Annotated in this window: 31 protein-coding genes; 20 read left to right on the top strand and 11 right to left on the bottom strand. The window is 46.0% G+C overall.

Annotated elements, in window-relative coordinates; all coding sequences use genetic code 11:
- Nucleotides 1-479: 479 nt before the first annotated feature.
- Nucleotides 480-896, top strand: coding sequence for a DMT family transporter (locus ACM64D_RS07165; protein WP_415062515.1), 417 nt, complete (start codon nt 480-482; stop codon nt 894-896).
- 36 nt (nt 897-932) lie between these two features.
- Here ACM64D_RS07165 and ACM64D_RS07160 read toward each other — a convergent pair whose 3' ends face one another.
- Both ACM64D_RS07160 and ACM64D_RS07155 read right to left on the bottom strand, forming a co-directional pair.
- Complete coding sequence (locus ACM64D_RS07160) at nt 933-1,547, bottom strand: NADPH-dependent FMN reductase (RefSeq protein WP_415062514.1); 615 nt, start codon at nt 1,545-1,547, stop codon at nt 933-935.
- Between the two features lie 212 nt (nt 1,548-1,759).
- On the bottom strand, nt 1,760-2,401 hold the full coding sequence (locus ACM64D_RS07155; protein WP_415062513.1) for a chalcone isomerase family protein: 642 nt from the start codon (nt 2,399-2,401) through the stop codon (nt 1,760-1,762).
- Between the two features lie 118 nt (nt 2,402-2,519).
- Between ACM64D_RS07155 and ACM64D_RS07150 the strand changes: the two genes are divergently transcribed.
- A complete protein-coding gene (locus ACM64D_RS07150) occupies nt 2,520-3,884 on the top strand; it encodes a hypothetical protein (protein WP_415062512.1) in 1,365 nt (454 codons plus the stop codon).
- Here ACM64D_RS07150 and ACM64D_RS07145 read toward each other — a convergent pair.
- The gene (locus ACM64D_RS07145) at nt 3,881-4,507 is read right to left on the bottom strand and encodes a L,D-transpeptidase family protein (protein ID WP_415062511.1); all 627 of its coding nucleotides are present in this window, start codon (nt 4,505-4,507) and stop codon (nt 3,881-3,883) included. The two genes, ACM64D_RS07150 and ACM64D_RS07145, sit on opposite strands and share 4 nt — an antisense overlap.
- A gap of 148 nt (nt 4,508-4,655) precedes the next feature.
- Between ACM64D_RS07145 and ACM64D_RS07140 the strand changes: the two genes are divergently transcribed.
- The 7 genes from ACM64D_RS07140 to ACM64D_RS07110 all read left to right on the top strand — a co-directional run bounded on the left by ACM64D_RS07140 (nt 4,656) and on the right by ACM64D_RS07110 (nt 9,992).
- The gene (locus ACM64D_RS07140) at nt 4,656-5,138 is read left to right on the top strand and encodes an organic solvent tolerance protein (RefSeq protein ID WP_415062510.1); all 483 of its coding nucleotides are present in this window, start codon (nt 4,656-4,658) and stop codon (nt 5,136-5,138) included.
- A gap of 18 nt (nt 5,139-5,156) precedes the next feature.
- Nucleotides 5,157-5,534 (top strand): RidA family protein, encoded by a 378-nt coding sequence (locus tag ACM64D_RS07135; RefSeq protein WP_415062509.1) that lies wholly within the window; start codon nt 5,157-5,159, stop codon nt 5,532-5,534.
- Nucleotides 5,535-5,541: 7 nt separating this feature from the next.
- The gene (locus tag ACM64D_RS07130) at nt 5,542-6,096 is read left to right on the top strand and encodes a YdcF family protein (RefSeq protein ID WP_415062508.1); all 555 of its coding nucleotides are present in this window, start codon (nt 5,542-5,544) and stop codon (nt 6,094-6,096) included.
- A gap of 71 nt (nt 6,097-6,167) precedes the next feature.
- The gene (locus ACM64D_RS07125; RefSeq protein WP_415062507.1) at nt 6,168-6,992 is read left to right on the top strand and encodes an MlaE family ABC transporter permease; all 825 of its coding nucleotides are present in this window, start codon (nt 6,168-6,170) and stop codon (nt 6,990-6,992) included.
- Nucleotides 6,992-7,702 (top strand): cell division ATP-binding protein FtsE, encoded by a 711-nt coding sequence (locus ACM64D_RS07120; RefSeq protein ID WP_415062506.1) that lies wholly within the window; start codon nt 6,992-6,994, stop codon nt 7,700-7,702. The genes ACM64D_RS07125 and ACM64D_RS07120 overlap by 1 nt, the downstream gene beginning before the upstream one ends.
- Nucleotides 7,699-8,655, top strand: coding sequence for an MlaD family protein (locus tag ACM64D_RS07115; protein WP_415062505.1), 957 nt, complete (start codon nt 7,699-7,701; stop codon nt 8,653-8,655). Before ACM64D_RS07120 ends, ACM64D_RS07115 begins: the two co-directional genes overlap by 4 nt.
- Before the next feature lie 86 nt (nt 8,656-8,741).
- Nucleotides 8,742-9,992 (top strand): FtsX-like permease family protein, encoded by a 1,251-nt coding sequence (locus ACM64D_RS07110; protein ID WP_415062504.1) that lies wholly within the window; start codon nt 8,742-8,744, stop codon nt 9,990-9,992.
- Here the strand turns inward: ACM64D_RS07110 and ACM64D_RS07105 are convergent, their stop codons facing one another.
- Together ACM64D_RS07105 and ACM64D_RS07100 are read right to left on the bottom strand one after the other, a co-directional pair.
- Complete coding sequence (locus ACM64D_RS07105; RefSeq protein WP_415062503.1) at nt 9,993-10,814, bottom strand: 2,3,4,5-tetrahydropyridine-2,6-dicarboxylate N-succinyltransferase; 822 nt, start codon at nt 10,812-10,814, stop codon at nt 9,993-9,995.
- A 23-nt stretch (nt 10,815-10,837) separates the two neighbouring features.
- Nucleotides 10,838-11,488, bottom strand: coding sequence for a M14 family zinc carboxypeptidase (locus ACM64D_RS07100; RefSeq protein ID WP_415062502.1), 651 nt, complete (start codon nt 11,486-11,488; stop codon nt 10,838-10,840).
- 44 nt (nt 11,489-11,532) lie between these two features.
- Here ACM64D_RS07100 and lysA point away from each other — a divergent pair, with 44 nt between their 5' ends.
- The gene (gene lysA, locus ACM64D_RS07095; RefSeq protein WP_415062501.1) at nt 11,533-12,708 is read left to right on the top strand and encodes a diaminopimelate decarboxylase; all 1,176 of its coding nucleotides are present in this window, start codon (nt 11,533-11,535) and stop codon (nt 12,706-12,708) included.
- Between the two features lie 51 nt (nt 12,709-12,759).
- On the opposite strand, the gene murI is transcribed toward lysA, so the two are convergent.
- From murI to ACM64D_RS07080, 3 genes are read right to left on the bottom strand one after another with little or no spacing between them, the layout of a single operon-like run.
- Nucleotides 12,760-13,566 (bottom strand): glutamate racemase, encoded by an 807-nt coding sequence (gene murI / locus ACM64D_RS07090; protein WP_415062500.1) that lies wholly within the window; start codon nt 13,564-13,566, stop codon nt 12,760-12,762.
- A 2-nt stretch (nt 13,567-13,568) separates the two neighbouring features.
- Complete coding sequence (locus ACM64D_RS07085) at nt 13,569-14,618, bottom strand: guanosine monophosphate reductase (protein WP_415062499.1); 1,050 nt, start codon at nt 14,616-14,618, stop codon at nt 13,569-13,571.
- Nucleotides 14,602-15,282 (bottom strand): hypothetical protein, encoded by a 681-nt coding sequence (locus ACM64D_RS07080; protein WP_415062498.1) that lies wholly within the window; start codon nt 15,280-15,282, stop codon nt 14,602-14,604. The genes ACM64D_RS07085 and ACM64D_RS07080 overlap by 17 nt, the downstream gene beginning before the upstream one ends.
- A gap of 106 nt (nt 15,283-15,388) precedes the next feature.
- Here ACM64D_RS07080 and ACM64D_RS07075 point away from each other — a divergent pair, with 106 nt between their 5' ends.
- Nucleotides 15,389-16,273, top strand: coding sequence for an SDR family oxidoreductase (locus ACM64D_RS07075; RefSeq protein ID WP_415062497.1), 885 nt, complete (start codon nt 15,389-15,391; stop codon nt 16,271-16,273).
- A 7-nt stretch (nt 16,274-16,280) separates the two neighbouring features.
- On the opposite strand, the gene ACM64D_RS07070 is transcribed toward ACM64D_RS07075, so the two are convergent.
- Nucleotides 16,281-17,870 (bottom strand): ABC-F family ATP-binding cassette domain-containing protein, encoded by a 1,590-nt coding sequence (locus tag ACM64D_RS07070; protein ID WP_415062496.1) that lies wholly within the window; start codon nt 17,868-17,870, stop codon nt 16,281-16,283.
- A 133-nt stretch (nt 17,871-18,003) separates the two neighbouring features.
- On the opposite strand from ACM64D_RS07070, the gene ACM64D_RS07065 reads away from it, so the two are divergent.
- Both ACM64D_RS07065 and ACM64D_RS07060 read left to right on the top strand, forming a co-directional pair.
- On the top strand, nt 18,004-18,270 hold the full coding sequence (locus tag ACM64D_RS07065) for a YheU family protein (RefSeq protein ID WP_415062495.1): 267 nt from the start codon (nt 18,004-18,006) through the stop codon (nt 18,268-18,270).
- A gap of 8 nt (nt 18,271-18,278) precedes the next feature.
- The gene (locus ACM64D_RS07060) at nt 18,279-19,013 is read left to right on the top strand and encodes a tRNA-uridine aminocarboxypropyltransferase (RefSeq protein ID WP_415062494.1); all 735 of its coding nucleotides are present in this window, start codon (nt 18,279-18,281) and stop codon (nt 19,011-19,013) included.
- Here the strand turns inward: ACM64D_RS07060 and ACM64D_RS07055 are convergent.
- Nucleotides 18,999-19,484, bottom strand: a complete 486-nt coding sequence (locus ACM64D_RS07055; RefSeq protein WP_415062493.1) for a hypothetical protein — start codon at nt 19,482-19,484, stop codon at nt 18,999-19,001. The genes ACM64D_RS07060 and ACM64D_RS07055 overlap by 15 nt on opposite strands.
- A gap of 351 nt (nt 19,485-19,835) precedes the next feature.
- On the opposite strand from ACM64D_RS07055, the gene ACM64D_RS07050 reads away from it, so the two are divergent.
- Genes ACM64D_RS07050 through ACM64D_RS07030 form a run of 5 tightly spaced genes read left to right on the top strand, consistent with a single transcriptional unit; the run spans nt 19,836 to nt 23,493 of the window.
- Nucleotides 19,836-20,903 (top strand): cytochrome c3 family protein, encoded by a 1,068-nt coding sequence (locus ACM64D_RS07050; RefSeq protein WP_415062492.1) that lies wholly within the window; start codon nt 19,836-19,838, stop codon nt 20,901-20,903.
- Nucleotides 20,887-22,128 (top strand): hypothetical protein, encoded by a 1,242-nt coding sequence (locus ACM64D_RS07045; protein WP_415062491.1) that lies wholly within the window; start codon nt 20,887-20,889, stop codon nt 22,126-22,128. The genes ACM64D_RS07050 and ACM64D_RS07045 overlap by 17 nt, the downstream gene beginning before the upstream one ends.
- Nucleotides 22,128-22,697, top strand: coding sequence for a cytochrome c3 family protein (locus ACM64D_RS07040; protein WP_415062516.1), 570 nt, complete (start codon nt 22,128-22,130; stop codon nt 22,695-22,697). The genes ACM64D_RS07045 and ACM64D_RS07040 overlap by 1 nt, the downstream gene beginning before the upstream one ends.
- Nucleotides 22,694-22,993, top strand: coding sequence for a hypothetical protein (locus ACM64D_RS07035; RefSeq protein WP_415062490.1), 300 nt, complete (start codon nt 22,694-22,696; stop codon nt 22,991-22,993). The genes ACM64D_RS07040 and ACM64D_RS07035 overlap by 4 nt, the downstream gene beginning before the upstream one ends.
- A complete protein-coding gene (locus ACM64D_RS07030) occupies nt 22,993-23,493 on the top strand; it encodes a hypothetical protein (RefSeq protein WP_415062489.1) in 501 nt (166 codons plus the stop codon). Before ACM64D_RS07035 ends, ACM64D_RS07030 begins: the two co-directional genes overlap by 1 nt.
- Nucleotides 23,494-23,496: 3 nt before the next feature.
- Here ACM64D_RS07030 and ACM64D_RS07025 read toward each other — a convergent pair whose 3' ends face one another.
- A complete protein-coding gene (locus tag ACM64D_RS07025; RefSeq protein ID WP_415062488.1) occupies nt 23,497-24,330 on the bottom strand; it encodes a hypothetical protein in 834 nt (277 codons plus the stop codon).
- A gap of 217 nt (nt 24,331-24,547) precedes the next feature.
- Between ACM64D_RS07025 and ACM64D_RS07020 the strand changes: the two genes are divergently transcribed.
- Together ACM64D_RS07020 and ACM64D_RS07015 are read left to right on the top strand one after the other, a co-directional pair.
- Nucleotides 24,548-25,021 (top strand): cytochrome c3 family protein, encoded by a 474-nt coding sequence (locus ACM64D_RS07020; RefSeq protein WP_415062487.1) that lies wholly within the window; start codon nt 24,548-24,550, stop codon nt 25,019-25,021.
- Nucleotides 25,008-25,994, top strand: a complete 987-nt coding sequence (locus tag ACM64D_RS07015; protein WP_415062486.1) for a 4Fe-4S dicluster domain-containing protein — start codon at nt 25,008-25,010, stop codon at nt 25,992-25,994. Before ACM64D_RS07020 ends, ACM64D_RS07015 begins: the two co-directional genes overlap by 14 nt.

Raw genomic sequence — 25,994 nt, 5'->3', positions numbered from 1 at the left:
ACTCTAAACCCGGGTTACGAAAGTAATCCGGGTTTTTTTTTGCCTTCCACTTCCAGCTGATGAATGCCAACAAAAAGAATTGTTATTTCCCCAACAGGTACCAGCGTTCCATCGTGAGGGATTGAGTGTTTCGAATTGTGATCCGCTGCTAAAATAATCTCACGTGATATTGTTTCGTTTTGAGAAAAAAGCAAAACAACTGTGAGTTTAAAATCAAAGAAAAACAGATAGAATTTATTTATAATGTCTCTCTCTTAACCTGTTGTATTTAATAGGTAATCTCATCATGGTCGGGTCGTAAGAGCTTTTCTTGTGGCCTTGTGGTATTCTGTGATTATCAAAGACAGGAATCACTTCCTGTGGGCTTTTTAAGTCTTTTTTCGACTGATTCAAAAAAAGATCTCTCGGGGAATCATCCGAGGCACGGGGTAAAAAACTGAATAACCAAGGGAAAGGGTCGAGATGCGACAGGGTGTCTTATGGCTTTGGCATACGTGTATCTTGCAGTTGGGATTGTTTTTGAGGTTTTGGGCACAATTGCGATGAAGTACTCAGAGGGATTCACAAAGGTGGTTCCAGTCATTCTAACTTTAGTTTGTCATGGAATCTGCTTTGTGGCTCTCACTGTGGCCTTGAAATCGCTGCCTATCAGTATGGTCTACGCCATTTGGGCGGGAGTTGGGACCGCATTCATGGCTCTTATTGGCCTTGTGATATTTAATGAGCCTTTGCCTTTACAGAAAGTGCTAGCGACGACTTTGATTGTCTTGGGTGTTGTGATGTTAAATTTTTCAGATAAAAAGTCTGAAGAGCAAATTGCAAAGACGCCATCAGAAAAAATTTTGAAAAAAGAGGCGTCGGCTGTTCAAGTAGACTCTCATCGCAACGCCGGATAGTTCAGAGAGGTCAACACGCACTGAGATCTCAAAGATCTAAGAGGGGCGAGATTGATCTTTTTGTTCATCAAAAAACTCGTTCAGTCGATCAAATGGCGTTTCTTTACGAGAGGCAAATTGAAGGAAATCCATCAGCAGTGTTGAAAGGCGTTCAAGTTGTTTTGGATCTTTGAATTTATCGTTTTCGTCAAATGCCTCATGGGCTCTGGAGACTCCGAAGTAGTCCGGATAAACAAAAGCGCCCAGAATGTGAAATGGCACTCGAGCATGAATGTTGCCGCGTACGCCCCCTAAGTTTCCCGGTGAAGCTCCTAAGAGGCAGATCTGTTTTCTTGCTAGAGGGACCGGGTCTAAACGAGAAAGCCAATCAATCGCATTTTTAAAAGTCCCCGGAATGCTTCCGTTATATTCCGGACTTGAGATGATTACGGCGTCTGCCGCTTCAATTTTTTTAGCAAGCTTCAATACTCCTTCGGGGATGCCTTGTGAGATCTCGAGGTCTCCGTCATACATTGGCATTGGGAATTCATTAAATTCACAAAGTTCTACCTGGTGATTTTGCAAAGACTCCACGAACTGGGCTGCGATGCGGATGACTTTCTTGTTGTAGGAACCACGACGTAGTGAAGGGGCGAACAGGAATATATTCATAAGCTCCTCGTGTTCATGTGGTTCCATTTTCTGGCGTGAACAGGGGAATTCAAATTCTTTAGTGAAGGTATTTAAAAATACAGAAGTAAGCCTACAAAGAAAAAGCGTGCCGGGAAGCAAGTTTTGAGGTGATGCAGAGTCATTCGTGACCACGAGGACGTGAGGGGAAACTAAATCTATCTTCGTGGTCAGGTGAAGGGTGCGGCAGAGATCTATTTCTTTAAGAGAGACTTCTTAAGGTGGGCAACCCCATCGTCAGCAGGCTTTCCTAGCCAAATAGCGAAGATCTTCTCTGTGAAACCAGCAGGACCTTTAATTTCAGAGAGGCTGCCACCGGTTGTCTCGTAATAAATGGCTTCACTGCCATCTTTAAGTTTTGCTCCCAGGATTGAAAGAGCTTTGCCTTCTTTGGCTTCTCCGCCCTTGGAGACAGAGTCCAGGAACTGCTTTAGGGACGCGTCTTCTGTGTCAATTCCATTGGCTTTAAGGGCTTCCTTGAAAGATTTTTGAACATTATCTGCATCCACGTCGCGAAGGAAGTGGAGCTGTATAGCAACAGCCTTCTGATCTTTAAGAGACCCTAAGGCCTCTGCTTCTGATTTTTTGAAGGTTTCTGGTGAAGCGACGAAAAGCTGTCCGACGTAGACTTTCACATTCACGAAGACCACTTTTTTTGCACGCAAACCGGCACCCACGGAACTTAATTTTAGATTTTCACCTTCAATGTTCACAGTCGCTGCTGCGGACAAAGTGACCTTCTCGACCTTTTCTGTATTGCCCTCGGGGGATAAAAGGGCCGCAAATGAATTTGTAGACAAAAGGAGGGTAATAATCGGAGCGATAAGCTTTTTCATGGGGTCCTTTCCTTGCTGATATAGATTTAAGCATTTGCGTGGGACCAATAAATGTCAACGGGGAAAAGTTTTGTTGGCAGTCATTAGGTCAGTACATTAAGCTTTTGGTTGTAGATTCATGACCGAAGAGAGAAAAAACTCCCTTTTTAGACAGAAACTAGAGCTTCTGATTCTTACCCAGTCAGAGGACGTGCTTGCTCGCGCCAAAGTGGCGATCTCGAACCATTTCATTACTTTTCGCACAGTAAAATTTGAAGATACTCAGAAGGGACATCTGGGAGATCTGCTAAAGGCTCAGTTGATTTTGTTAGATCAAGAAGAGGCAGAAAGTTTATCTTCTTTTGAGTCTCGAGTGAATGAGGTTTTGCGACTGTTTCCTCGCTCTCGAGTGGTGACGGTGATGGGCCCCAAAGAAAACTTAGAAGGCGCGCAAAATCCACGGGTGAGTCCTTTGTCATCGTTTGAGTTTTTTTCGACCCTGAAGTTCGAATACATATGTCTTTATCGTTGTCGTTCTCAATACTATCAGATTCAAAGCTCAGATTTGTTTTCAATGACCACAATCACTTTTCCTACTTTTATTCAGTTGCCTTTAAATCAAAGGTACCTGGCTGTGGCGCATAGTAATACCGTTCTTTCTGATGAGAGATTTCAGCGCATAGCTGCGGCTGAGGGATTATTTATCAAAGCCAAAGACAGCGATATGTATTTTCAATATATCAGTAATTATTTTGATATGTCGGGAATCGGGTTGAAGAAAAGAGCACGAGGGCTTTTTTTGAACCTCTGTTATTATTCGTGTTACCTGAATGAAGGTCTTCTCTTTGACTTTGCCTCTAAGTCAGAGGGTCATTGTGCAAGTGCTTATGAGAAGATTAAGAAGCTCGCGGAGGAACTGTTTCAGGTCATGCGGACCGAAGAGAACCTCTGGGATGTCTTTCGGGAAACTTTGGATGATGATTTTTCACTGTTTTGGCGTGCACCTTGGATTGCGACCTATGCGACATTGATCGCTGTAAAAAGCGGACAAGGAGACCCGATGACAACTTTGTTGTCGGGGTTGTTGATGGATGTGGGTTTGTACGATCTAGAAGAGGACCTCACTCGACAGTACCTGCTGTCTAAGGAAAAGAACATTGAAGAAAAGATGCAAAAGAGTTTTGAAAAGCATCCGCTGTTATCTTTGAATCGTTGTCTTATCAAAAAAGTTCCAATGGATGAAAAAGTCAAAAGCGTTTTAGTCTGCACCCACGAAAAAGCGAATGAGAAGGGATTTCCCAATCAAGTTCCTGCCGCTCAATTGCCTGTGGAGGCTCAGCTTTTGATGTTTGCTGAAAAGATTGATAAAGAAGTCCTGACAACCATGAAGCAGACGGGAGTAGGGTTTCGTTTTCTTAAAGAGAAGCTGTGGGAGGCGGAAAATACCTCCTTGCAAAACTTCAGTCCCGAATTTCTAAGTGCCATTGCTGACGCCCTGATCTAAGGGCAGATCTCTATCAGAGTTCCTAATTCAACGGATGCGAAAATCTCTTCCACTTCAGAACTGGTCACGGCCATGCAGCCTCTGGTCCAATCGCGAGGATGGCGAATGAGTTTTCTTTTGATCCAACTGTTGGGCAGCCCATGAATCATAATGTCCTTGCCTGGGTCTGAGATGCCTTTCTCTTTGGCGCTCCTGAGATCTCTCGAGTTCGGATAGTTGATGCGAAGACTCAGGTGGTAATCACTGCGTTCGTTTTTCATATCAAAGAAGTAAAGACCCTCCGGGGTTCTCTCATCCCCCTCCATAACTTTGTGACCGACAGGGCGGCCTCCTAAAGCCATGCGGTAGGTGGCCAAAACCTGCTCATCGCGAAGGAGGTGAATCAAGCGTCTTTGCTTATCGACGAGTATGAAGTCAGACTTAGGCCCCCGGGGAAGAAATTCTTCACGAGACTTATTGGCAAATTCGACAGTTCGCGAGCATAAGCTGGTTTGCGGTGATTGCTCGAGAGTCTTCTCAAGCATGTCTTTTTCTTGGGGAGTCAGATATTCATAGCCGTCGCCGCGCTGGAATGAGAACGCGGTGGAGGCACTAAGCAGAATCAGGATGACAGTAAAGCGCATGACCTTGAAATCGCATGAAAATGTGGTGAGCGCAAGTGACTGTCAGATGACTTATGACACCGGTTGCTATGAGCAGAATCCTTTTGCGCCTCAGAGACGTTTTGCTTTTAATGAGAGGGCTTAATGAGTGATAACAGAGGAGTTAAGAATGCTTAAGAAAATGGCAATCGCGCTTTGCTTGCTTGCGTTCGCAGGACAGGTTGAGGCTAAAGAGTTGACCAATCGCCTTGGTGTTGGCGTAAAGAAAAATACATCACTGGATTTGCCAGAGCTTGCAGCGGTTTATTACCCAGTTTCGGATATCGCTTTTTCTGGAGGTTTGGGAATTGATACGCAGAAAGATTACTCTAAGTTTTCTTTTAATGCAGGAGTCCGTCGTGTTGTTTTCAAAGAAGACAATATGAACTTCTACATGGGGGGCTCTTTAGGGCTTGTCAACTTCGAGACGGCCGGGAAAAAAGAATCTGGATTTGAGTTGAATGCTCTTTTCGGTGGAGAGTTCTTTTTTACGGGCTTAGATTCATTGGCATTTACCTTTGAGGGTGGAGTCGGTGTGATCTCGGCTGACAATGTTCGCTTTAGAACTATTGCTGACGGTCCTTTCAACGCTGGTATTGTTTTTTACTTCTAACATAAAGGAAATATGAAAATGAAAAAGGTTATTCATACTGACAATGCGCCTAAAGCCGTAGGTCCTTATTCTCAAGCTGTGCAAATGGGTGATTTTCTCTTCTGCTCTGGGCAAATTTCTATTGATCCCAAAACCAATGAAGTCTTCACTGGCGACATCAAAACTCAAACTGAGATGGTGATGAAGAATATTGATGCTGTCTTGGCGGCTGCAGGTTTGAATTATTCTCATATCATTAAAACCACGATCTTCCTGACAAGCATGAACGATTTTGCGACTGTCAATGAGATCTACGCGAAGGCATTTAAAGAGGCTCCTCCTGCTCGATCAACAGTGGCGGTTGCGGGACTTCCTAAAGGTGTGAACGTGGAGATCGAAGTCATTGCGCATCGCTAAGTCCCTTTTGCGGTCTCGTTCTTTTTGGATTCTTCTGATTTTCAGTGGAGTGGTTGTCTTTCGTTTTTACGATGAGTACAAAAAAGTCCAAAGCGAGACCGTGCAGTCCTGGTTGAAAACACCGACGGCTGATTGTGCGGTGGTTTTAACTGGGGGGGCGGGGCGAGTGCGAGAGGGGTTTGATCTCCTGGCCAATCAAAACGTCAAAAAGCTGATTATCTCTGGAGTCTACTCCAACGCACGACTTCGCGAGATTATGCCGGTGTGGTCCTTTTACGGGAACCTCACGGAAAATGATGTGGTGTTGGATCGTCGTTCTGAAACTACCTATGGGAATGCCCAGCAAAGTCTTCCTATTGTTGAGGCCTTAAAGTGCCGAGATATCCTGTTAGTGACGTCAAGACTGCATATGTATCGCTCTTATCGAACTTTCCGAGCGACATTTCCTGAGAATATCTACATTCAAAAACATGCGATCATTGGGGGACGTTACGAGTCTTCAGTCTGGGAAACGGGATTTGAAGCTTTGAAGTCTCTTTTTTACTCCTTCTGGGCCTATTAAAACAGGACCTTCATCTAAATGTTTTTTATGCAATAAATCCGATAAGTCCTTAGAGAAATCGAGGGACAATCATGACTTCTTTGCTGGCGCAAATTGACTCGCTAGGCAGATTTGTTACGAAGAATGTGGAGTACACAATACGTGTTCTCTTGATGGTCTATCTTTCTCTTCGTGCCACCGTTCTGGATAAGGCTCAGGGGTTCCGTCAGATTGTGGGAGTTATTTCTGCGCAAATCTATTTTACGGGTTGGCAGGCGTTACCTTTGATTTCGGTTTTGGCCTTAGGGGTCGGAGCCGTGATGATCCTTCAATCCCTCTCGAATCTTTCTTTGCTGGGTGGGACCCAGATGATCGGAAACTTCCTCATTGTGATGATCTTGCGTGAAGCGGGGCCCTTGATGGTGGCTCTGGTTGTGATCGCGCGCTCGGGAACTGCCGTCGCCTCGGAGGTCGGGAACATGCGGGCCAATCGTGAGATTGAGGCTTTGGAAAGCATGGGAATCAACCCGATGAGTTTTATCGTTTTTCCTCGGGTGGTTGGCGGAATTATCAGTGTTTTAGCTTTGGCATTTTATTTCAACTTGATTGCATTGATCGGCGGATTTCTTGTGACTCGCTTTTTACAAGATATGCCGATGGCATTTTATACGGACTCTTTGATGAAGGCTGTCGCTAAAGAGGATGCTTTGATCTTTCTTTTGAAGAACGGCTTTAGTGGAATGATTATTTTTGTTGTCTCCTGCTATCAGGGGTTGTCGGTGAAACGCAGTCCCCATGAGGTCCCACAGGTAACCACGCAAGCCGTGGTGAACAGTATCATCTTTGTGGTGGTCTTTAATCTTATTGTTTCAGCTTTATTTTATTTAAATCAACTTCGCAGTTTAGGGGTGGTCTAATGAAAATCGAGAGTCTTAAATTTGAAGGTGTTTCGTTCACTCATGAAGGACAAGATCCGATTGTACAAAATGTTGAATTTGATTTCCCTATGAACGAGATCTTATGGGTCAAGGCCGAAGAAGGGGCAGGGAAAAGTTCTTTGCTTCAGATTCTGGCTGGCCTGCAGATTCCTCAGTCCGGTAAGTATCTCATCAATGGCGAAAATGTCGTGGAAATGTCTTTTGAGGAGTTTTTGCCTTATCGACTTGAAATTGGTTATTCATTTGATTACGGCGGACTTATCAACAATCGTTCTTTGCATGACAATTTGATGCTGCCTCTTTTGTATCACAAGGTTGTTTCTCCCGAAGAAGCCAAACTTCGTGTGGATGCCATGTTTAAAGAGTTCGGTGTAGAGAAATTCGCTCATGAAAGACCGGCGCACGTTCCTGGGCGTGTACGTAAGTTGGCGTGTTTGATGCGTTCTGTAGTGATGCGTCCTCAGATGTTGCTCTTAGATGATCCGAGTGTGGGGTTAGGACAGGATAGTATTTATTCTTTTGTGGACCACATCCATCGTCTTCGTAAAGAAGGTTACCTTAAACATATCTTCGTCAGCTCTTATGACGAAAAGTTTATGAATCATTTCGATTATCAAATTATTCACTTGGATGAAGGGCAGCTTTATTATCAAGCTGTAGATCCTGAGAAAAGAGTTGTTCATCTATGATGAAAGTGAAATTAAGCAAATTTGAACGAGTGGCGGGATTTTTTATCCTGTTTGCGATCATCGGAGTCATTTTAACCGGGCTCAGTGCCGCTATCAAACAGGGCTGGTTTGAGCCAAAAGTTCGTTATACGACGACGTTTGAGAATGCGGATGGAATTCATCAAGGCACCTTGGTGCAGATTTCCGGTCTTCGTGCGGGCGCTGTTGAAACTGTAGAGCTTGAAAGCGACAATCGGATTCGCGTGGGATTCTATATTTTGGGTAAGTTTGAAAATAGAATTCGTGAAAACAGCACTGTGCAGTTAGTCCGTCCTTTCATTATCGGTGAAAGGGTCCTGGATCTTTCTGTGGGGAGCGAGCAGTTCAGTTTGATGCCTCCACAAAGTTCTATTAAGTCTTTGGAGACGGTGGATCTGATGTCCTTGATGAGCGGTAAGAATATGAATTCTTATCTGACAAAATTGGGTGGAATTCTTGAGAGTATGCAGGTCATTATGGATGCTTTCGCCGATAAAAGTCGTGCGGAAAGCATGGTGCGGGTTATCGATCGCCTGGATCCTTTGGTGAAGAATTTGAATACCATGTCGGTGGAAGTGATTAAGCTTTCTCGCCAAGCGACACACGATGAGGGTGTGCAGAAGTTGGTAGGGAACCTGGCCGTCACGACAAACGAGATCAACCGCATTTTGCCGGAGCTCAATCAGCAGAATCCTGATCTTGCTAAAGACTTGGCTGTGATGACTCGGAACTTGGCGACAGTCACTAAGGCCCTCGGTCCCGCCGTACAGGCCGTGGAAGGTGAGTTGCCAGGAGCCAGTGTGCGCTTGGTAGAGGCTCTTAATGAGACTGTGGTGGTTCTTAAAGCCATGCAAAAAAGTTTCTTCATGCGAGGCAGCGTCCGTGAGGTCAAGGATGAAGAGGCTAGTCAAAGAATGCCAGCGCAGGCAAAATAGCCCAATTCCCCTGGGGCAAGTCTGTGCTGTCTGATGTCAGGGGATAAATATCTTGAAACCCATTGTTGAAGTTCTATTATTAAAAGATGCTGGTCGGGCATCTTTTTCATCATTTTATATTTTCCAAGCGAGCGGGGTCTTTAATTAGACGCATCTCCTGGTTGTCTATCGTGGGGATCGCGATCAGCGTGACAGCTTTTTTAGTTGTCCTCTTTGTCATGAATGGGATGAATGCGGCAATTAAAAAACGTATTGTCGGCCTAGAACCTCATCTTTACGTCACAGCTCCAGGAGTGCAAAACGCCGAGATTTTAGAAGCTCATCCGGTTTATCAGCGTTTGCATGAAGACGTTGGAAATCGGGCTTATGTGTACGAAAGCCAGGACGTCATCATTCGCAGTCAGGATGGTCAGTTCCGTGGCGGAATTGCTCGTGGAGTGACGAAGGAAAGTCTGGGGCATTTTATTGAGCAGCTTCAGAAAATGGAAAAGAAAAACCAGGATAAAGATTCCCCCGCTTATTTTTGGGACCCTTCCGATGTTCCAGGGGAAGGCGAAGTGATCATGGGTGTTGATCTGGCTCAATCCTTGGGTGTTTTTGAAGGGGATTATATCACTTTGGTTTCTCCTGCGGGGCTGTTGCTGCCTCCTGGAGAGACGCCCAAATTTGAGAGAGTCCGAATTAAGCGTATCGTGACGACCAGTCTTGCGGATGTTGATTCCCAGTATCTTTTTTATCAACGAGGTGCGGCTCTCAATTCGTTACTCAATGAAGGAATGAGAACTCTGGGGATCGAAGTTTGGTTGGCGGACGAGTCTAAGATTCAAGACGTCAAAGAAGATCTGATGAAGTTTTCAGATGTGAGTGTTGAAACGTGGATGGATCGCAACTCGGCTCTTCTTTATGCGTTGAAACTTGAAAAATTGACGATTGGAACATTTTTGGGTTTGGCGGGGATGGTCGCGGCGAGTTCTATTCTTACTGTGTTAGCTCTGCTGTTGTCTCAAAAGAAAAGAGATATAGCGATTCTAAGAACGATTGGTTTTTCAGCCAAGCAAACTGTTCAGACGTTCACGCAACTGGGATTCCTACTGGCATTTATGGGAGTTTTAACCGGTGTGATCGTGGGGACGGGGGTCAGTCTTTACATTCAAGCCAACCCTCTTCAGTTGGCGGATTCACAAATCTATTATGATCCTTCAATCCCGGCCTTGGTGGATTCATCTTTGGTGATCGGGGTTTTGGTGATCAGTGCGTTGATCGCCTGGTTTGGTTCTTATATTCCGGCAAGAACGGCGTCGGAAGTTGAGCCCTCCGACGCATTGAGAATGAAATAATTAAACGCTGACCTGGTAGTCGCGAAGCGCGTCTGTCAGCGACGTCTTAAGATCTGTGCTGGGTTTTCTTTTTCCAATAATAAGAGCGCAAGGAACTCCGTATTGTCCTGCTGGGAACTCTTTCATCTGAGTTCCAGGGATGACTACGGAATTTGCGGGTACGCGACCCTTGTATTCAACGGGAGAAGCTCCGGTAACATCAATGATCTTAGTGCTTGCTGTGATAGTCACTCCAGCGCCCAGAACCGCGCCCTCTTCGATCAGGGCCCCTTCGACGACAATACAGCGGCTGCCGATGAAAGCATTGTCTTCAACAATCACGGGAGTTGCTTGAACGGGCTCAAGAACACCGCCAATGCCCACGCCTCCAGAAAGGTGCACATTTTTCCCAATTTGTGCGCAAGATCCCACGGTCGCCCAGGTATCAACCATCGTGCCGGAGCCTACGTAGGCCCCGATATTCACGTAAGAAGGCATCAGGATGGCCCCTTTTTCGATAAAGCTTCCTTTGCGAGCCAGAGCATGTGGAACGACGCGAACGCCGTTTTCTTCACTCCATTGTTTCACGGGGATTTTGTCATAGTACGTGAAGTCGCCGCTGGTCATGACGTCCATCTTTTGAATGCGGAAATAAAGAAGGATCGCTTTTTTGATCCACTCGTGAGTGATCCACCCTTGGGCGGTTTTTTCACAAACACGCAGTCTTCCGGCATCAAGGCCTTCGATGACCTCGAAAACGGATTTCAGTTCGGAAGTGTTTAGAAGGTCCGTTGTTTTTCCAGCTTGGACGTCGGAGTAAATTTTGTTCACGTCATTTTGCATAAAATCTCCTTCAGAAGATGTGACTATGTTTCCAAGGCTTTCAAGGATTCAAGAATAGCCGGAACATGGATTTCAATAATCTTTTCAGCAGATAGGCCTCGCTCAATCTCGTAAGTCAGAGTGGGAAGGTGTCTTTCAAGGCCCGAGAAGGTGCCCAGACAGCCTGGCGTCGGATAGCCGATATCGTCATCAATTTTATAGCCGGTATGCTTTGCTAAAATAGCGGCGACCTTATGGCAATCTCCGTTGACGTTCAAAATAGGATGCCAGGAGTGCAAAGAAAGAACAAAAATGGGTGCTTTCTTCTCCAAGTAATCGATCAATCCTTTGTTTTCATTTTCACTGCCGGCAAAGGGGCCGGGGTGATAGCGTGGAGTTTTAACTTCAGGAGACCAATCTTTGGTTGGAAGGTTGCGATTCAGATCCACGCCATTGCCATTGCCGCGTGTTTTGAAAATCACTCCTTCAAGGTTAAACTGAGGAACCAGAGTGATATTCAATTTGTACGGATAGGCTGTCATAAAATGTTTTAAAAGCTCTTGAGCTGCGATAACACCTTCGACCTCATCCCCATGGACGCCGCCGAGAATTAATACTTCAGGACCGCCGTTGTGAAACTCATAAGCGGGAACGGGCATGCCCTTGGAGGTGTAGGTAAAAATAGAAGTTTTCATGACAATTCATCCTTCCTGCGCCATGATACTAGCACGAGGTTTTTATGGAATACATCAATAATGAATTGTGCCTTGGGCCGTTAAAAAAACCACTTTTGCCTCTGTGTGCAAACTATATGCGGCCCATTTATGTCTATGATCTTGATTTTGTGGCGCAACGATATCAAGCCATGGTTAAGGCCTTGCCAGGAACCCGTGTTTTTTATGCAATGAAAGCCAATCCGAATGTTGAGGTTTTGCAGAAATTGAAAAGTTTGGGGGCGGGAGCCGATGTCGTTTCCTTAGGGGAAATCAAAAGAGCTTTGGAGAGCGGCTTTAATCCCCAGGATATTGTGTATAGCGGAGTCGGGAAAACTCGCCATGAAATTTCGGAAGCTCTGACTTTGGGAATTTACCAAATAAATGTGGAGAGTCTGCCTGAGCTTGAGCGCATTGGCGCGATGGCGCGATCTTTGGGGCGCAAGGCTTCTGTGGCGTTACGATTAAATCCGGATATTGATATTAAAACTCATCCCTACATTGCCACGGGTTTAAAAGATAATAAATTTGGTATGGAGCTTTCGCTGATTCCCGATCTGGTGAAGTGTCTGCAAACTTATTCTGACTCTTTAAGTCTTGTGGGGATCAGTCTTCACTTGGGATCTCAGATGTTGGAATTTTCGGGGTACCAAGAAGCGTTGAAACGCCTGAAGGCGGTCTATGTTGATCTACAAAAGATGTTCTCTAGCCTCACGCGTTTTGATTTTGGCGGTGGGCTGGGGATCTTTTACGACCGATTGGACATCGAGCTGGAAGAAAGCCTTTTGAAGGACTATGCCAAGATCACGATGGAGACATTGGCGGATCTGAAGTGCGAGTTGCAAACCGAGCCAGGGCGTTGGCTGGTGGGGCATTGCGGGGCTCTGATTACTCAAGTTCAATATGTTAAAAAGACCAGTGCAAAAACTTTTGTTATTGTGGATGCGGGGATGAATCATCTGATTCGCCCGTCCCTCTACGAAGCAGAGCATTTGATTTTTCCACTAAAAAAGACCCTGGAGACAATGAAGGCCGACATCGTGGGGCCGATCTGCGAGTCGTCGGATTTCTTCGCTAAGGAGCGCACCTTAGGCAAAGTTCAAGAGGGAGACTTTGTTGCTATCATGGATTCGGGAGCCTATGGCTACTCCATGGCCAGCCTCTATAATCTTCAAGAGCTGCCATTAGAAATCTGTCTTTAAGAAAAAGGCCGTCCCTGACGAGGCGCAATGCAAAAAGGTACGGCGTACCTTTTAAAGGTCGACGATGCGGAAGTCGTCGGCTTTGACGGGTTTTAGGATACGATGGGCCACTTCGGTGAAGTGAGATGAGTAATCCGTTGTCATAATATCAATACGACGGGAGGACGTTTCGGTGTTGGGCTTTAAGCGTCCTTCTTTAAAGTCACGCTCAAGCCAACGTGCAATGGCTTCGCCGGAATCAACCAACTCAATCGACGAACCCGTGACGCGGGCGATGGAGTTTTTCAGGATCGGATAATGAGTACAGCCTAAAATCAAAGTGTCGATGTGGTTTTGCAGTAAAGGACTGAGATAGCGGAAAACAATCAAATTGGTTACCGGATCAGAATCCCAACCCTCTTCCGCCAAAGGGACAAAAAGGGGACAGGCCTGATCAAAGACTTCGGCTTTGGCATTGAGTTCATGAATCTTTTTTGTATAAGCCTGACTGTTGACGGTGGCTCGGGTTCCGAGAACGCCGATCTTTCCCGTTTGGGAAAGTTCCAAAGCTCTTTGAGAGCCAGGTTCGATGACATTGTAAATAGGGAGGCCATCAAACTCTTTTTCCGTTAATTGGCTGGAAGCTGTGTTGCAAGCAATGACAATCGCTTTGACGTTTTGCTTTTCTAGGAAATGAATATTCTGCTCAGAGTATTTACGAATGGTTTGAGGAGATTTAGACCCATAAGGCAAACGGGCCGTGTCCCCCAAATAAAGAAAATTTTCTTGGGGGAACTGTAAAGCCAATTCCTTAAGAACGGTGAGTCCACCAATTCCAGAATCAAAAACACCAATAGGACGAGAGTCCGAGTTCGACATTCTTAGAGTTTTACTCCGTGCGCGCGAGATTCGGCAACTCCGTTTGCTGACATTTCCATAAAGAGAGCTTTCTCACGGATTTCAGCAATAGAGGTCGCGTTAACGTAACTCATTCCAGAGCGAATCCCGCCCGTGACTTCCAAAATAACGTCTTTGACGTGTCCTTTGACACTGACTTGGGTGGATTCGCCCTCTGGAGCCATGCCTTCAGGAACGCCGCCACGCCAAGAGTCTTGGGCAGATCTTGAAGCCATGCCACGGTATTGTTTTTTTCCGTTTTTAATTTCGCCCGGAGTCTCAATAGTACCAGAGAGCATACTTCCAAGCATAACGATGCTGGCTCCAGCGGCGAAGGCTTTCACCATGTCTCCTGACGTGCGAATACCTCCGTCAGCGATAACGGGAACGCCGTAGCTGTCAGCAATTTCTGCGCAAAGGGCCACCGCCGTCAACTGAGGAACACCACAGCCCGTGATGATTCTTGTTGTACACATTGAGCCCGGACCGATACCTACTTTAATGGCATCCGCACCGGCTTCGATTAAATCGCGAGCCGCATCAGGGGTGGCCATGTTGCCGGCAATGATGTCTACCTGAGGATATTGATCTTTCAGCCATTTCATCGTTTCCATCATTTGTACGGAGTGACCGTGAGCAATGTCGATGGTGATCAGATTGACTCCGGCATCGATGAGAGCTTTAGAGCGGCTTTTGAATTCCTCTCCCACTCCGACACTTGCTGAGATGTTTTTAACGCCCGCTTCTTTTAGGCGGCGAGCTTGGGAAGATTGTTCTTCGATGGTGATAAAACGATGAAGGATGCCGACGCCACCAAGCTGGTTCATCGCTAAAGCCATGTCGTACTCTGTGATGGTGTCCATATTGGCGCTGATGATCGGAGTTTCGATCGTGATATTTTTTGTCAATTTTGAAGTCAGTTGCGGGTCCCGGCGAGAACGAATATCAGAACGGGCTGGTACAATAAGTACGTCATCGAAAGTCAATCCACGTCCACGATTTTTAATGTCTTTCCAGTTAAACATGAGCGTCATTTTTTCGAACCTCGCTTCTAAAGATATTAAACAGTATATGAGTTGATACTAAAAGCAGATAAGTGTCCAGTGCTGACAAAGAAAGACTTTGCAGCGGCGTCTTCCAAATCAGTCGATAGGAATCAAAAAGGGCGGTTAGAACCAGCGGCACAAAAAGGTGAAAAAATATCATCACTCCAAGGACCTTTCCCCAGTGATGGCGAACGATCTGGGCGGATCGCTGAAGGGCGTCCTCTTGGCCCTTTTCATAACGAGGGGAGGTCGTGACGACAAAGGGAACCAGAGAGTACTCCAGATATTTCCAGAGGCCCGGCAGGATCAAGAGAAGAGACCAAAGAAGGGTTTTCCCCCAGGAGCGGAGAGTTTCGATGTAAATTTGATTTAGATTTTTCTTCAAAAACTCTTCGAGGGATTTCGTCCAGCCAATCTGAGCATTGAAGGCATAAAGGGCAATGCTCATCAAAAGGACCGGAAAGAGAATGCTGCTTATGATCGAGAGAAATCCCCATAAATAGACCTGTTGCTGAGCTCCTTGGGGGTCTCTAAGAGCATTTTCGATATGAAGATTCAGGTACTGGTCGATGTTGGTAGACAAAACAACCAGGGCGAAGAGCGGAAGGAAGACTTTTTTAAAAACCTGAAGGTTTTCTGCAAAAAAATTCACTTAAGTATTTAGATCGTGAAACCGGGGGGGAGTCAAGCGGACTCTTGCCAAGAAACAGATCTCTTTAATCCCTGATTGGCAGCATAATTTTATAAGGAGGCTTGTTATGGGGCTTCGAATAATGGTTACGGGAGCTACTGGCACCATGGGCCAAGAAGTGGTGAATAGGCTTCGTCAGGCAGGGGCGGATTTTATAGCTGTTTCGCGCTCCTTGGAACGACTTCCCCAAGGGGTGCCAGGGCTGTCATTGAACTATGACAACTTCACTTTGTTGAAGCAGGCTTTTCGGGGCGTGGATGTCCTGTTCTTTCTTCAACCACTGTCAGGTGAAATGTTGCCACAGGCTGAAAATATCGCTAAAGCGGCCCGTGCGGCGGGGGTGCAGTTTATTTTGCGTGTCTCAGGCTTGGGGGCTTCGGCAAATTCTCCTTATCTGTTTCAAAAGGTTCAAGGGGAGGTCGATGAGATACTTAAAGACGGCGGTGTTCGCATCTGTATTCTTCGCCCCAATATTTTTATGCAGAGTTTTATTTCTCCTTTTGGAGACTCTTTGCGACAAGGAGTTCTTTATCTGCCTCAAGGAGAGGGGCGAACTTCCTTTTTAGATGCTCGGGATGCTGCCGAGGTGGCTGAAAAAATTCTTTTAGATCCGTGGCGCTATGATCGGCAAAGCTTTGACTTGACGGGAGAGCGGGCTCTTTCCAATGCGGAGGCCCTGTCTTTAATTTCGCACCAGGTGCAAAGACGGGTGGTTTATGTGCCGGTCACTGAAGAGGTGGCTTTGCGAAATTTAGAAAAAGCCGGTGCGGATCGTTGGTCAACGGATCTGATCATGAGTATGCATAGGGCGACCCGAGAGGGGCAGACGTCGTTAGTATCAGAATCCGTAAAAGAAATTACGGGGCATGGTCCTCGTCGCTTTGAGGACTTCTGCTGGGAAAAAAGAGGGGAGTGGATTCTTCGTCCCCCTCCAGAAATTTCAATGTTTTAGGTGCTTTCTATTTCTTTTTGGATTCGAGATACTCTTCATAGGTGATGTGGTTATCGTAAACCACTCCGCCATCAATCTCGATAATACGATTGGCGACAGTTTGGATCAATTCGTGGTCGTGAGAGGTAAAGATCACGGTGCCCTTAAAGCGCTGGAGGCCTTCGTTGACTGCCGTGATGCTTTCCAGATCCAAGTGATTGGTCGGTCCATCCAGGATTAGAATATTAGCCCCAGACAGCATCATTTTTGAGAACATGCAGCGAACTTTTTCTCCGCCGGAAAGAACTTTGGGTTCTTTTAATGCGTCTGTACCGCTAAAAAGCATTTTTCCTAAAAAGCCCCGCAAGAAAGTTTCATCCTTGTCTTCCGAGTATTGTCTGAGCCAGTCGACCAAAGAGGTCTCATCACCCTGAAAATACTTTGAGTTGTCAGTCGGAAAATAATTGCGTGACGTAGTGATTCCCCAGGTGAAAGTGCCGGAGTCCGCCGGAACTTCTTCGGCCAGAATTTCCATGAGTAAAGTTTTGGCCAAATCGTTTTTTCCGACAAGAGCGACTTTGTCGCCCTTTTTAAGGGTGAAGCTGACGTTGCGAAGAAGGGCTTCCCCTTCCAGGGACTTATTCAGGCGATCCACCACGAGGATGTCATTGCCCAGATCGCGTTTGATATCAAAACCGATAAAAGGCTGCTTGCGTGAAGACGCAGGAAGCTCATTGAACTCAAGCTTCTCAAGTTGCTTTTGTCGCGATGAGGCTTGGCGTGATTTAGAGGCATTCGCACTGAATCTTTGGATAAAGGCTTTGAGCTCTTCGGCTTTATCAGAACTTTTCTTATTTTGATCGGAAAGAAGTTTTTGATTGAGTTCGCTGGCCTGTCTCCAGAAGTCGTAGTTTCCAGAATAGGTGGTGACCTTGCCAAAATCGATATCGGCAATGTGAGTGCAGACCTTGTTCAAAAAATGACGATCATGGGAAATCACGATGACGGTATTCTGAAAGTTGAATAAAAACTCTTCCAGCCATTGAATGGCGTAGATATCTAAGTGATTCGTGGGCTCGTCGAGAAGAAGAATGTCGGGTTGTCCGAACAGGGCTTGGGCTAAAAGGACTTTGACCTTTTCCCCACCGTTGAGTTCCTTCATCAGTTTTGAGTGAAATTCGTCGGTAATACCTAAACCCGCCAGCATAACTCCGGCTTCAGATTCAGCCTCCCAGCCGTTCAGCTCGGCAAACTCGGTTTCCAGTTCAGAGGCCCGTACGCCGTCTTCTTCTGAAAAATGAGGATTGGCGTAAAGCTGATCCTTTTCTTCCATGATTTTATAGAGACGCCCATTTCCCATCAGAACCGTCTTGAGGACCGGGTGTTCGTCGTAGGCATAGTGATCTTGTTTAAGAATAGAAAGTCTTAAGTCAGAGGCAATATGTACTTCGCCCGTATTGGGTTCTATCTCTTTGGAGAGAACTTTAAGAAAGGTTGATTTCCCAGCGCCGTTGGCACCGATGAGGCCATAGCAGTTCCCCGGGGTGAATTTGACATTCACGTCTTCAAAAAGCTTCTTGCCACCAAATCGTAAACTGACGTTGCTTGTGCTGATCATTAAGGTCCTCTAAAAAGGGCATTTTTACGTTGCTTTCAGAGGAAACTCAACCCTTTCTTCAAATTATGAAGGGCTTACAGGACCTCTGCGATATCCGATTGCCTTCAGTTTAAAAATTATTGAGCATGGTGATATGAATGATCATCGCGATAACCCTGTTCCTCCTATCGAAGTCCCCATGGATGCCCTCAGTCCTGAAGCCTTGCGAGGCGTGATTGACGCCTTTATTCAGCGTGAAGGTACGGATTATGGTGTGATCGAGGCTGCCTATGAAACTAAGGTCGAACAGATTCTGCGACAGCTTAAAAAGGGTGATATCAAAATTGCCTTTGATCCCAACACCGAAACAGTAGGGCTGGTCACGTTGACAGAGTGGAAACGTTTTTCTCAAGGGCGTTAGGAAGCTTCGTGGATATACAGACCTATTTGAAAAATCGCCAAAAAATGAAGTTTGCAGAGGACTCTTTGCGGGTTCTTTGTTCACGTTGTCTTCAGTCTCCGGTGACTTGTTATTGTTCTGCCGTAAAAAAGGTGGATACGAACATCGAGTTTGTTATTTTGATTCATCCCATCGAAGTGCGACGTCGGATTGCGACGGGGCGCATGGCCTATCTGTGTTTGCAAGACTCCCATTTGATTTCGGGAGAAGACTATACTCATCATTCTGAGGTGAATGCTCTTTTGACGGATTCACGGTATCACTCCGTGATTCTTTATCCCGGAGAAGATTCGTTGAATTTGTCGAACCTTTCAGAGGCAGAACGTTCTGAAGTTTCGCCACCAAATAAAAAACTGAGAGTTTTTGTCATTGATGGAACCTGGGCAACGGCCAAGAAGATGATCCGCAAAAGTGGAAATCTAAGTCAGTTGCCGCGGATTTGTTTTACGCCGGAAAAAGTCTCAACATTTCGAGTTCGCCGACAACCTCATCCTCATTGTTATTCAACCATCGAGGCCATTCATCAAACGATCGAATTGCTGGGAGTGAGTTCCGGTTTCGATGTTTCTTGCCGTCAGCACGATCAGTTGCTTCAGGTGTTTGATCAAATGGTCGAAAAACAACTTCAATTTGTGAGGGAGTCTTATGCAAAATCAGGCAAGGATCCCTTGAGTCGAGAGCGTCGAAAGTTAGTGGGGGTCTAAAACAAGCTGTTGGACTTCTTTGGGAGTCAGTGAATAGCTATTTCCCAGATGTTTAGCGATGTGTCCACTGAGTTTCATCATGCGCATATCAACACCCATTTTTTGAAGCTCCTTAATGGCTAGTAAGGTCTGCTGGGGGCTGGGACGGTAATGACCGCTTTGGTCGCTAAGTTCTCGAAGAATGCCTTGGCTAAAGGCCGCCGTACCGGCAAAGAGAATATCTTGACCGGCAGAGAGGCTGGAATGGTGATAGCGGCCGCGTTCTTCAAAGGGCAGGATAAAGATTCGAAGATCCTTGTCGATGACCAAAAGGGCATTTTCAAAACTTAAAGACTCGGCATCAAAAGGTGAATCCGCCTTCTTTCCATCGCGATGAACTAAAAGTCCTTTTTGGGGGAAGAGTTCGAATTTTGCTTTTTCTGCCATGGAATAATAGTGCACTTTCCACGGTCGTTTTGTGATGGGATCCATGTAGAGTCCCTGATCCTCTCCCCGATAACGGGCATCCATGGAGATGAGGGGTAAAACCGAGTTTTCCGCAAAGATCTGCTGGCATTGGGGTGGAGACGCAAAGGACGGGGCGGCACTGATAAGTAAATTTATCAGGAAAAGGCCACAAATCGATGCTCTCGAAAAAAAGTTCGACATAGAAGTTCACTCGGTCTTCGCTATAAGCGTTTTAAATAGTTCGCAGCCTATGAATGCAGAAGTAATGCCGAAGCTACCAACCCATCCGTAGGGTGGAAGTTGTTCTACGGGGGGAGGTTTTCCCTATCCATGTATTGACTGTGAATTGTATTTGGATTTTTAGTATCGACGTTCATGGGACTAAATATACAGACCTTCTTATTTTTGCTTTTGGTTCCTTTTGCTGCGCCGGCAAAGGTGACTTGTCAGACATCGGCCTGTCATCAAGAGATGGGGAAGGGGCCCTTTGTTCATGGTCCTATGAAGTCCCAAGGCTGCACGGTCTGTCACCCAACCACCGGCCAGAATAAGGGACCTGGGCAGCATCCTGGACTGGTTAAGATGGGAGGCAAAGAGACCAACAAAACCTGCTATCTTTGCCATGAAGAATTTGAACATCAATTCAGAAACTCAAAAAGTGTTCATAAGGTCATTCCAGAAAAGTCCTGCACAAGTTGTCATAATCCTCATCAAAGTCAGAACAAGTTTTTACTAAGTGCCAGCGGTGACTTTGCGCTTTGTTTGAAATGTCACGAGAACAAGGCGGACTTTAAGCAAGCTAAACATCATATGATCAAGGATATGAAAAGAGGATGCCTTTCTTGCCACGAACCGCATGCCTCCAAGAACGAGAAGCTTTTTAAGAAGGACCGTATTGTGGGTTTGTGTTTGGATTGCCACGATAAGGAAGTCACGGCCACGGATCAACGTAAGATTGGTTCTATTTTGTCATGGAACGGACTTCCCGCAAATCTGCAGCATGAGCCTGTGGCAAAAGGGGAGTGTTTTAAGTGCCACGATATTCATGGCAGTACGCAAACAGGTCTGTTGCAAAAAAAGTATGATTTGAACGCGCATCCTCAAAAAGGCGCATCGTCATCGTCTGAGTTGTGTTTTCAATGTCATAAGGCCGACCTGCAGGATAAACCGAGAGTATTGAATGAGACTCAGTTTAGAAACGGTGAGACCAATCTTCACCATCTTCATTTAATGGGAACCTCGAAAAATCGCAATTGTTCAGCCTGCCATACACCTCACGGCAGTGAACAAGGCGCTTTGATCAAAGGAAACTTCCAATATTTAGGGTGGAGCATTCCTTTGATCTACAAAAAGAATTCCCAGGGCGGCTCGTGTGCGACGGCTTGCCATAAAAAGATGGAATACAGTCGAGAAAAGGCGGTGATCAATGAAACAGATCCATAGTGCCGCCATTTTTCTGCTGCTTTTCTTAGGTCCCTTTGTCTCTCAGGCGGGGCTGATGCGCGTGCAGTCCGACACTTATTACTCGCAAAGAAAAGGTGACGACAAAAAAACAGAAATGCCTCTTTATGAGCAATTTTCTGTAAGCTATTTGACTGACACCCGGCAGGAATCTTTTGATGTTGATTTCTCTTATGCTTATGACTTTGAAAAAAGAAACTATGATTTTGATCTGTACCAATTGAATGGGCAGTTTGAATTTGCGCAGAAGAAGGCAAAACTTTCCGTTGGGCGCAGTTTCCAGACATATCGATTGATTCGTTCCAGTGTTGTGGACTCGATCTCAAGCAGTTATCTGTTTTTTGAAGACCGGGCGGAAGCGGGTGTTTTGCTGGGGAAAGCCCGACAGTTTGAGCTTGATCATGATGAGGAAGAAGCAAATATCAGTGCGGTCTTTGTCGACTATAAGACGGCGGATGTTTTCCCATGGAAATGGGGTGCAAGAGTGGAGAATCGGGATTTCTCTACCGTGCAACGTGAAAACTACACCTGGGGAAAAGCTTCTTTGAAAAAAGAATGGCCAGTGAGCCTACATCCCGAGATTTCCTTAGTCGCTGAAAAGAACCTTGGTAACTTCTCAAGCTATCGTCATGAGATGGGCGTGGATCTATATCCCAGCATTTACACGACGTATGGAGTTCGTCTGCAACAGTATCGCATGAATGCAGATGAGTCTTGGGAAGATCCTATTTCCAGTATTTTCTCGCGCAGTGAGATTCAGGAGATGTCCTTGACGTTCGGGCATAAGTGGAATGCAAACTGGTATTCGGGTGGAGACGTCGCGGTGGATACTTATGATGTGGAGCCAGGACGAAGCACAACGGGCGGAAAGCTTGAGGCCCTGGTGCGTTGGCAGACTGAGGGGCAATATGTGGAGTTCAATGCCTTTCGGTTTTCTAGCTTCGGCGGTTGGGCATTGGGCGAGAAGGTGCGATGGGTTCACCCTTTGTCAGACAAGATGGAATGGGAGATGAGCCAGGAGTACGTCGAGTACGAGAAGATTACCAGCGCAAGAACCGCGGCGAGTTCGACTCAGCTTGGATTTGCCACCTGGCTTTGGAAGCATTGTCGACTTTGGGTGGCGGGAGAATATAATCGAAATAACTTCTATTCCCAGGATATCAGTTTCTTGAGCCGCTTGACGATTTACGATTGGAGGGAAATGTGATGCGTTGGATTTTGATCTTAGCATTTCTGCCAATGCCTCTTTTTGCCCGTACGGGTCTGATTCAAAAATTTGATCATCAGTTTCATGAGACCAAAGTGTTTTCTCAGAATAAGATCAAGTGTTCGGATTGTCATAATCTCGAGGAGTCCCGGGATCAAAAGATGACTCCTTTAGAAGCCTTGGCGCGAACCACCTTTAAAAAGAGCATCAAACAGATCTGTCACGACTGTCACCAGGGCGAAAAATTTCCGACCGCCCCGAAGGCGTGTTACACCTGCCACGATACTCAAGATCGAATGTTGAATATTAAACCTCTGAATCATCAGAATGCGGTTTGGAAGAGTCAGCATGCAACCCAAGCACGCGCCGATTCAAGTCAGTGTGTAAATTGCCATTCCGTAAATCAATGTTCTAAATGCCACAGTGCCCGGAACCCTGTGACGAATACGAATCATTCCCGCAACTACAAGTATTTCCACAGTATCGAGGCGAGGATGAGTCCACAGAAATGCGATACCTGCCATAATAAGAGCTATTGCGTGCGCTGCCACCTAGGAGGTGTGAAGTGAGATGGCTTACCTGGATTTTATCGACGATGGTTCTTTTGGGATGTCAGGACTACGGTCGTCAGACAGAGAACTACGGCACCGTTTCCGACGGGCCTGGGGGAATTAATATCATCATCAGTGAAGAACATCAGGGGGGCTGGGGTCGGTCCGAGTGTTTGATGTGCCATAATGCTTCTTTGAATGTTCATAGAAACTCGAATTCCGTGATTGATCCCGAGGCCTTAAATGAGGAAGTGTGGCGTAATGGGGGCTCCAGATTCTGTCTGAAGTGTCACGGCCCAAATGGAGTTGAATAGTGCTTTGGCTGTTATTGGTTCTTAGTCAGGGGTTTACGTCAATGGCCGGTACCGGGCTCTCTGAGAATGTAGAGCTGCAGGCGCGGCCTGTGAAGGCGATCTATTCGCAGTGTGCGAACTGTCACCGCAAGAAGGATTATGCTTTGGTTCCCGGGAAGAAACAGCCCCAACGTGAGCATAAGAATATCAAGCTTGCGCATGGCCAAAAGGAAATGTCTTGTAATCACTGTCATGATAAAAACAATCATAACTTCTTGCGCTCGGAAGGCGAGAAGGTGAACTTTCAGGAGCCATCAAAGGTCTGCTATCAGTGCCATTCCGATGTTTATAAAAGTTGGGAAAACAATATTCACGGAAAACGAACAGGATCGTGGAAAGATAAAAAGGTGCAGTATCACTGTACGGAATGTCATAATCCTCATTTAGTGCCGTTTCAAAAGATGAAGGCGGAGCCTCCACCTTCACGACCTAAATACAGTATTCCCAAAAAGTCTCATTAAAATTTATTCTTCTTCTTTGCCGAAACCGATCTCAGGGAACGAGGACTCCGGTTCTTTTTCATGACAAGAAAGGCAAGTGTCCAGTGTGGGCACTTTGCGTTTGGGGTTCAGATGGCATGAATAGCAAGAACCCTTTTTCTCGGCATTATTTTTAACATAACGGAAGTGTCGGGTCGACCCATCGCCTTCAGCATTGATGAAGTTCTGACCATGAGGCAGATCCGCATGGCAAGAGTTGCAGGCGACATAGTGTTCAGGATGGCGATTCTTAAAGGCCGTGGGTTCATTCGGTTTGTTTTCGTGGCACTTCAGGCATTTGCTATGGTCTCTTTCCAGCGGATTTTCGATCTCGGACTGGCTGCTGCTGATCTTTGAAAATGCGGCACCGTGATTTTCTGGCAGAGCCCATTTTTTATCATGAGGGTATTGATGGCAGTTCAGGCAGGCCACTTTGGCTGATCCGCCCTTAAGATCTTTTCCGTGGCAAGTGGTGCAAGAATTTCTATCCTCGAGATATTTAGATCCATGTTCTGTGGTTTGTTTAAAGCTTGCTGTGTGAGGGAAGGACTGGTGACAGCTATTGCAGGAGATTTTAGAGGAGCCCCCACGATAATCGTCGCCATGGCAAGTCTGACAGGATTTTGCGTTGGCTTGGAATATTTTCCCGTGGGTGGCGGTTTTAAATGCACTAGTATGGGGGTAGATGTTTTCGGACTTATAGCTGACCACAAGGTCAGAGTTGGTTTTAAGAGGTGCCGATTTATCTTCTTTGGAACAGCCCAGATTTAGAAGGAGACTGACAGCAGTCAATAAAACGAGAGTTGTCATTCTTGTCATAAGCGAGTCCTCACTTCACACAGTTCAATATCAAATCTTATTCCAGCTATTGAGCCTTGTCCTTTTCCCTCTGTTTCTTTTGAGTGTCAAAGTCTTTGGCAGTGACGACTTTTTTGCTCATCATGCCAGCCGGTGGAGAGCAAATAGTTCGCAACGATTTCACTCTGGCGCTCTCAAATTGCGCATCCTAAGTGCTTCGTGTATGAATCTCGCGACAATGAAAAAATCAATTATGTTCGTTCTTTTGTTAGGTTTGAGTTTGCCTCTTCAGGGCTGGGGTCGACAGTTGGTCAAAGAGGCGCAATGCCTTGAGTGCCACTCCAAGGGCTCTGTACTTGTAAAAAAGAAAGGTCATGCGAACCTTGAAAGTAAACACTTTCCCAAGAGTGGAACTTGCTCAAGTTGCCATGTTCCCAGTGATGTTACGAAGTTACGTCTTCTAACGGGAGAGACGTTGAGATATTCGCAATCGCCCACCCTCTGTGGTCAGTGCCACGGTCTTGTGAAACGTGATTGGGATCATGCCATTCATGGTAAAAAAATGGGATCTTGGACAAAATCAGGGGAACCTCAACTTTGTGTTCAGTGCCATGATCCACATGCGCCGAAATTCCCTGTTATGAAAGCATTGCCGGCACCCCCGCAGCCCCAATTGGGTATTAAGAAGGAAGAGTCTCATGGACAGCACTGATAAAGACAAGATCAACCAGTGGTCAGAAAGAGTAAGTCAGCGAGTCGATAAGGTCTTGGATCAACCTGTTGAGCGACGAGGTTTTCTAAAAGGTCTTTTGGGAACAGTCGGCGGGGTTGCTGCGGCCTCAACGGCGGCGGGTGCGATTGCTAGCGAAGTTCTTCCTGAGTCTGATTTTTCCTGGGAAAAGTTTTTTCAGGATCACTATAAAGTGATGACGGCAGAAGATAAGGAAAAAGTTTTTGCGCGGATAGAAACAGAGACCAAGAAGAAATATGGAGCGGATGTTAAGGTTCGAGACCCTCAGGCGCTAGACGGAGTGAAGTTCGCTTACGGCCTTAATCTTTCAAAGTGCAATGGTTCTCGGATGTGTGTTTATGCCTGTATGAAAGAGAACAACCAAAGTCGAGACCCGCAGATTCAGTACATCAAAGTGATCGAAATGGATATCGGGACCCTGAATCTTGAAAAAGGGGATATGTACTACGAAGGGGAATCTGTTCCTAAAGCCGGAAAGTACTATCTGCCGGTGCAGTGTCACCAATGTGATAATCCTCCATGTGCCAAGGTGTGTCCCGTGGAAGCAACCTGGAAGGAAAAAGACGGTATCGTCGTCATTGATTATGACTGGTGTATCGGATGCCGTTATTGTATGGCGGCTTGTCCTTACGAAGCTCGACGTTTTAATTTCAGCACTCCCAAAGTACCCAAAGAAGAGGTCAATCCTGATCAGGGTTATCTAAGTAATCGGATGCGCCCTAAAGGGGTCGTTGAAAAATGTCATTTCTGTCTTCATAGAACCCGTGAAGGAAAAAATCCGGCCTGCATGGAGGCTTGTCCTACTGGAGCTAGAAAGTTTGGAAATATTCTGGATCCAAATAGCGAAGTGGCGATGATTCTTAAGACGAAGCGTGTGTTTGTTCTGAAAGAAGAGCTCAATACCATTCCGAGCTTCTTTTATTATTTTGACTGA

Origin of the sequence: Bdellovibrio sp. (assembly GCF_047637665.1) — a bacterium.
In the GTDB taxonomy this organism is placed as follows: domain Bacteria; phylum Bdellovibrionota; class Bdellovibrionia; order Bdellovibrionales; family Bdellovibrionaceae; genus Bdellovibrio.
The sequence above is the reverse complement of the archived record's forward strand: the minus strand, read 5'-3'. Positions and strand labels throughout refer to the sequence as shown.

What these genes read in the sequence shown, in the direction of transcription:
- ACM64D_RS07165 (WP_415062515.1), top strand. Translation starts at nt 480, where the DNA reads ATGGCTTTGGCATACGTGTATCTTGCAGTTGGGATTGTTTTTGAGGTT.
- ACM64D_RS07160 (WP_415062514.1), bottom strand. Translation starts at nt 1,547, where the DNA reads ATGAATATATTCCTGTTCGCCCCTTCACTACGTCGTGGTTCCTACAAC.
- ACM64D_RS07155 (WP_415062513.1), bottom strand. Translation starts at nt 2,401, where the DNA reads ATGAAAAAGCTTATCGCTCCGATTATTACCCTCCTTTTGTCTACAAAT.
- ACM64D_RS07150 (WP_415062512.1), top strand. Translation starts at nt 2,520, where the DNA reads ATGACCGAAGAGAGAAAAAACTCCCTTTTTAGACAGAAACTAGAGCTT.
- ACM64D_RS07145 (WP_415062511.1), bottom strand. Translation starts at nt 4,507, where the DNA reads ATGCGCTTTACTGTCATCCTGATTCTGCTTAGTGCCTCCACCGCGTTC.
- ACM64D_RS07140 (WP_415062510.1), top strand. Translation starts at nt 4,656, where the DNA reads ATGCTTAAGAAAATGGCAATCGCGCTTTGCTTGCTTGCGTTCGCAGGA.
- ACM64D_RS07135 (WP_415062509.1), top strand. Translation starts at nt 5,157, where the DNA reads ATGAAAAAGGTTATTCATACTGACAATGCGCCTAAAGCCGTAGGTCCT.
- ACM64D_RS07125 (WP_415062507.1), top strand. Translation starts at nt 6,168, where the DNA reads ATGACTTCTTTGCTGGCGCAAATTGACTCGCTAGGCAGATTTGTTACG.
- ACM64D_RS07120 (WP_415062506.1), top strand. Translation starts at nt 6,992, where the DNA reads ATGAAAATCGAGAGTCTTAAATTTGAAGGTGTTTCGTTCACTCATGAA.
- ACM64D_RS07115 (WP_415062505.1), top strand. Translation starts at nt 7,699, where the DNA reads ATGATGAAAGTGAAATTAAGCAAATTTGAACGAGTGGCGGGATTTTTT.
- ACM64D_RS07110 (WP_415062504.1), top strand. Translation starts at nt 8,742, where the DNA reads ATGCTGGTCGGGCATCTTTTTCATCATTTTATATTTTCCAAGCGAGCG.
- ACM64D_RS07105 (WP_415062503.1), bottom strand. Translation starts at nt 10,814, where the DNA reads ATGCAAAATGACGTGAACAAAATTTACTCCGACGTCCAAGCTGGAAAA.
- ACM64D_RS07100 (WP_415062502.1), bottom strand. Translation starts at nt 11,488, where the DNA reads ATGAAAACTTCTATTTTTACCTACACCTCCAAGGGCATGCCCGTTCCC.
- lysA (WP_415062501.1), top strand. Translation starts at nt 11,533, where the DNA reads ATGGAATACATCAATAATGAATTGTGCCTTGGGCCGTTAAAAAAACCA.
- murI (WP_415062500.1), bottom strand. Translation starts at nt 13,566, where the DNA reads ATGTCGAACTCGGACTCTCGTCCTATTGGTGTTTTTGATTCTGGAATT.
- ACM64D_RS07085 (WP_415062499.1), bottom strand. Translation starts at nt 14,618, where the DNA reads ATGACGCTCATGTTTAACTGGAAAGACATTAAAAATCGTGGACGTGGA.
- ACM64D_RS07075 (WP_415062497.1), top strand. Translation starts at nt 15,389, where the DNA reads ATGGGGCTTCGAATAATGGTTACGGGAGCTACTGGCACCATGGGCCAA.
- ACM64D_RS07070 (WP_415062496.1), bottom strand. Translation starts at nt 17,870, where the DNA reads ATGATCAGCACAAGCAACGTCAGTTTACGATTTGGTGGCAAGAAGCTT.
- ACM64D_RS07065 (WP_415062495.1), top strand. Translation starts at nt 18,004, where the DNA reads ATGAATGATCATCGCGATAACCCTGTTCCTCCTATCGAAGTCCCCATG.
- ACM64D_RS07055 (WP_415062493.1), bottom strand. Translation starts at nt 19,484, where the DNA reads ATGGATCCCATCACAAAACGACCGTGGAAAGTGCACTATTATTCCATG.
- ACM64D_RS07050 (WP_415062492.1), top strand. Translation starts at nt 19,836, where the DNA reads ATGGGACTAAATATACAGACCTTCTTATTTTTGCTTTTGGTTCCTTTT.
- ACM64D_RS07045 (WP_415062491.1), top strand. Translation starts at nt 20,887, where the DNA reads ATGAAACAGATCCATAGTGCCGCCATTTTTCTGCTGCTTTTCTTAGGT.
- ACM64D_RS07040 (WP_415062516.1), top strand. Translation starts at nt 22,128, where the DNA reads ATGCGTTGGATTTTGATCTTAGCATTTCTGCCAATGCCTCTTTTTGCC.
- ACM64D_RS07025 (WP_415062488.1), bottom strand. Translation starts at nt 24,330, where the DNA reads ATGACAAGAATGACAACTCTCGTTTTATTGACTGCTGTCAGTCTCCTT.
- ACM64D_RS07020 (WP_415062487.1), top strand. Translation starts at nt 24,548, where the DNA reads ATGAAAAAATCAATTATGTTCGTTCTTTTGTTAGGTTTGAGTTTGCCT.
- ACM64D_RS07015 (WP_415062486.1), top strand. Translation starts at nt 25,008, where the DNA reads ATGGACAGCACTGATAAAGACAAGATCAACCAGTGGTCAGAAAGAGTA.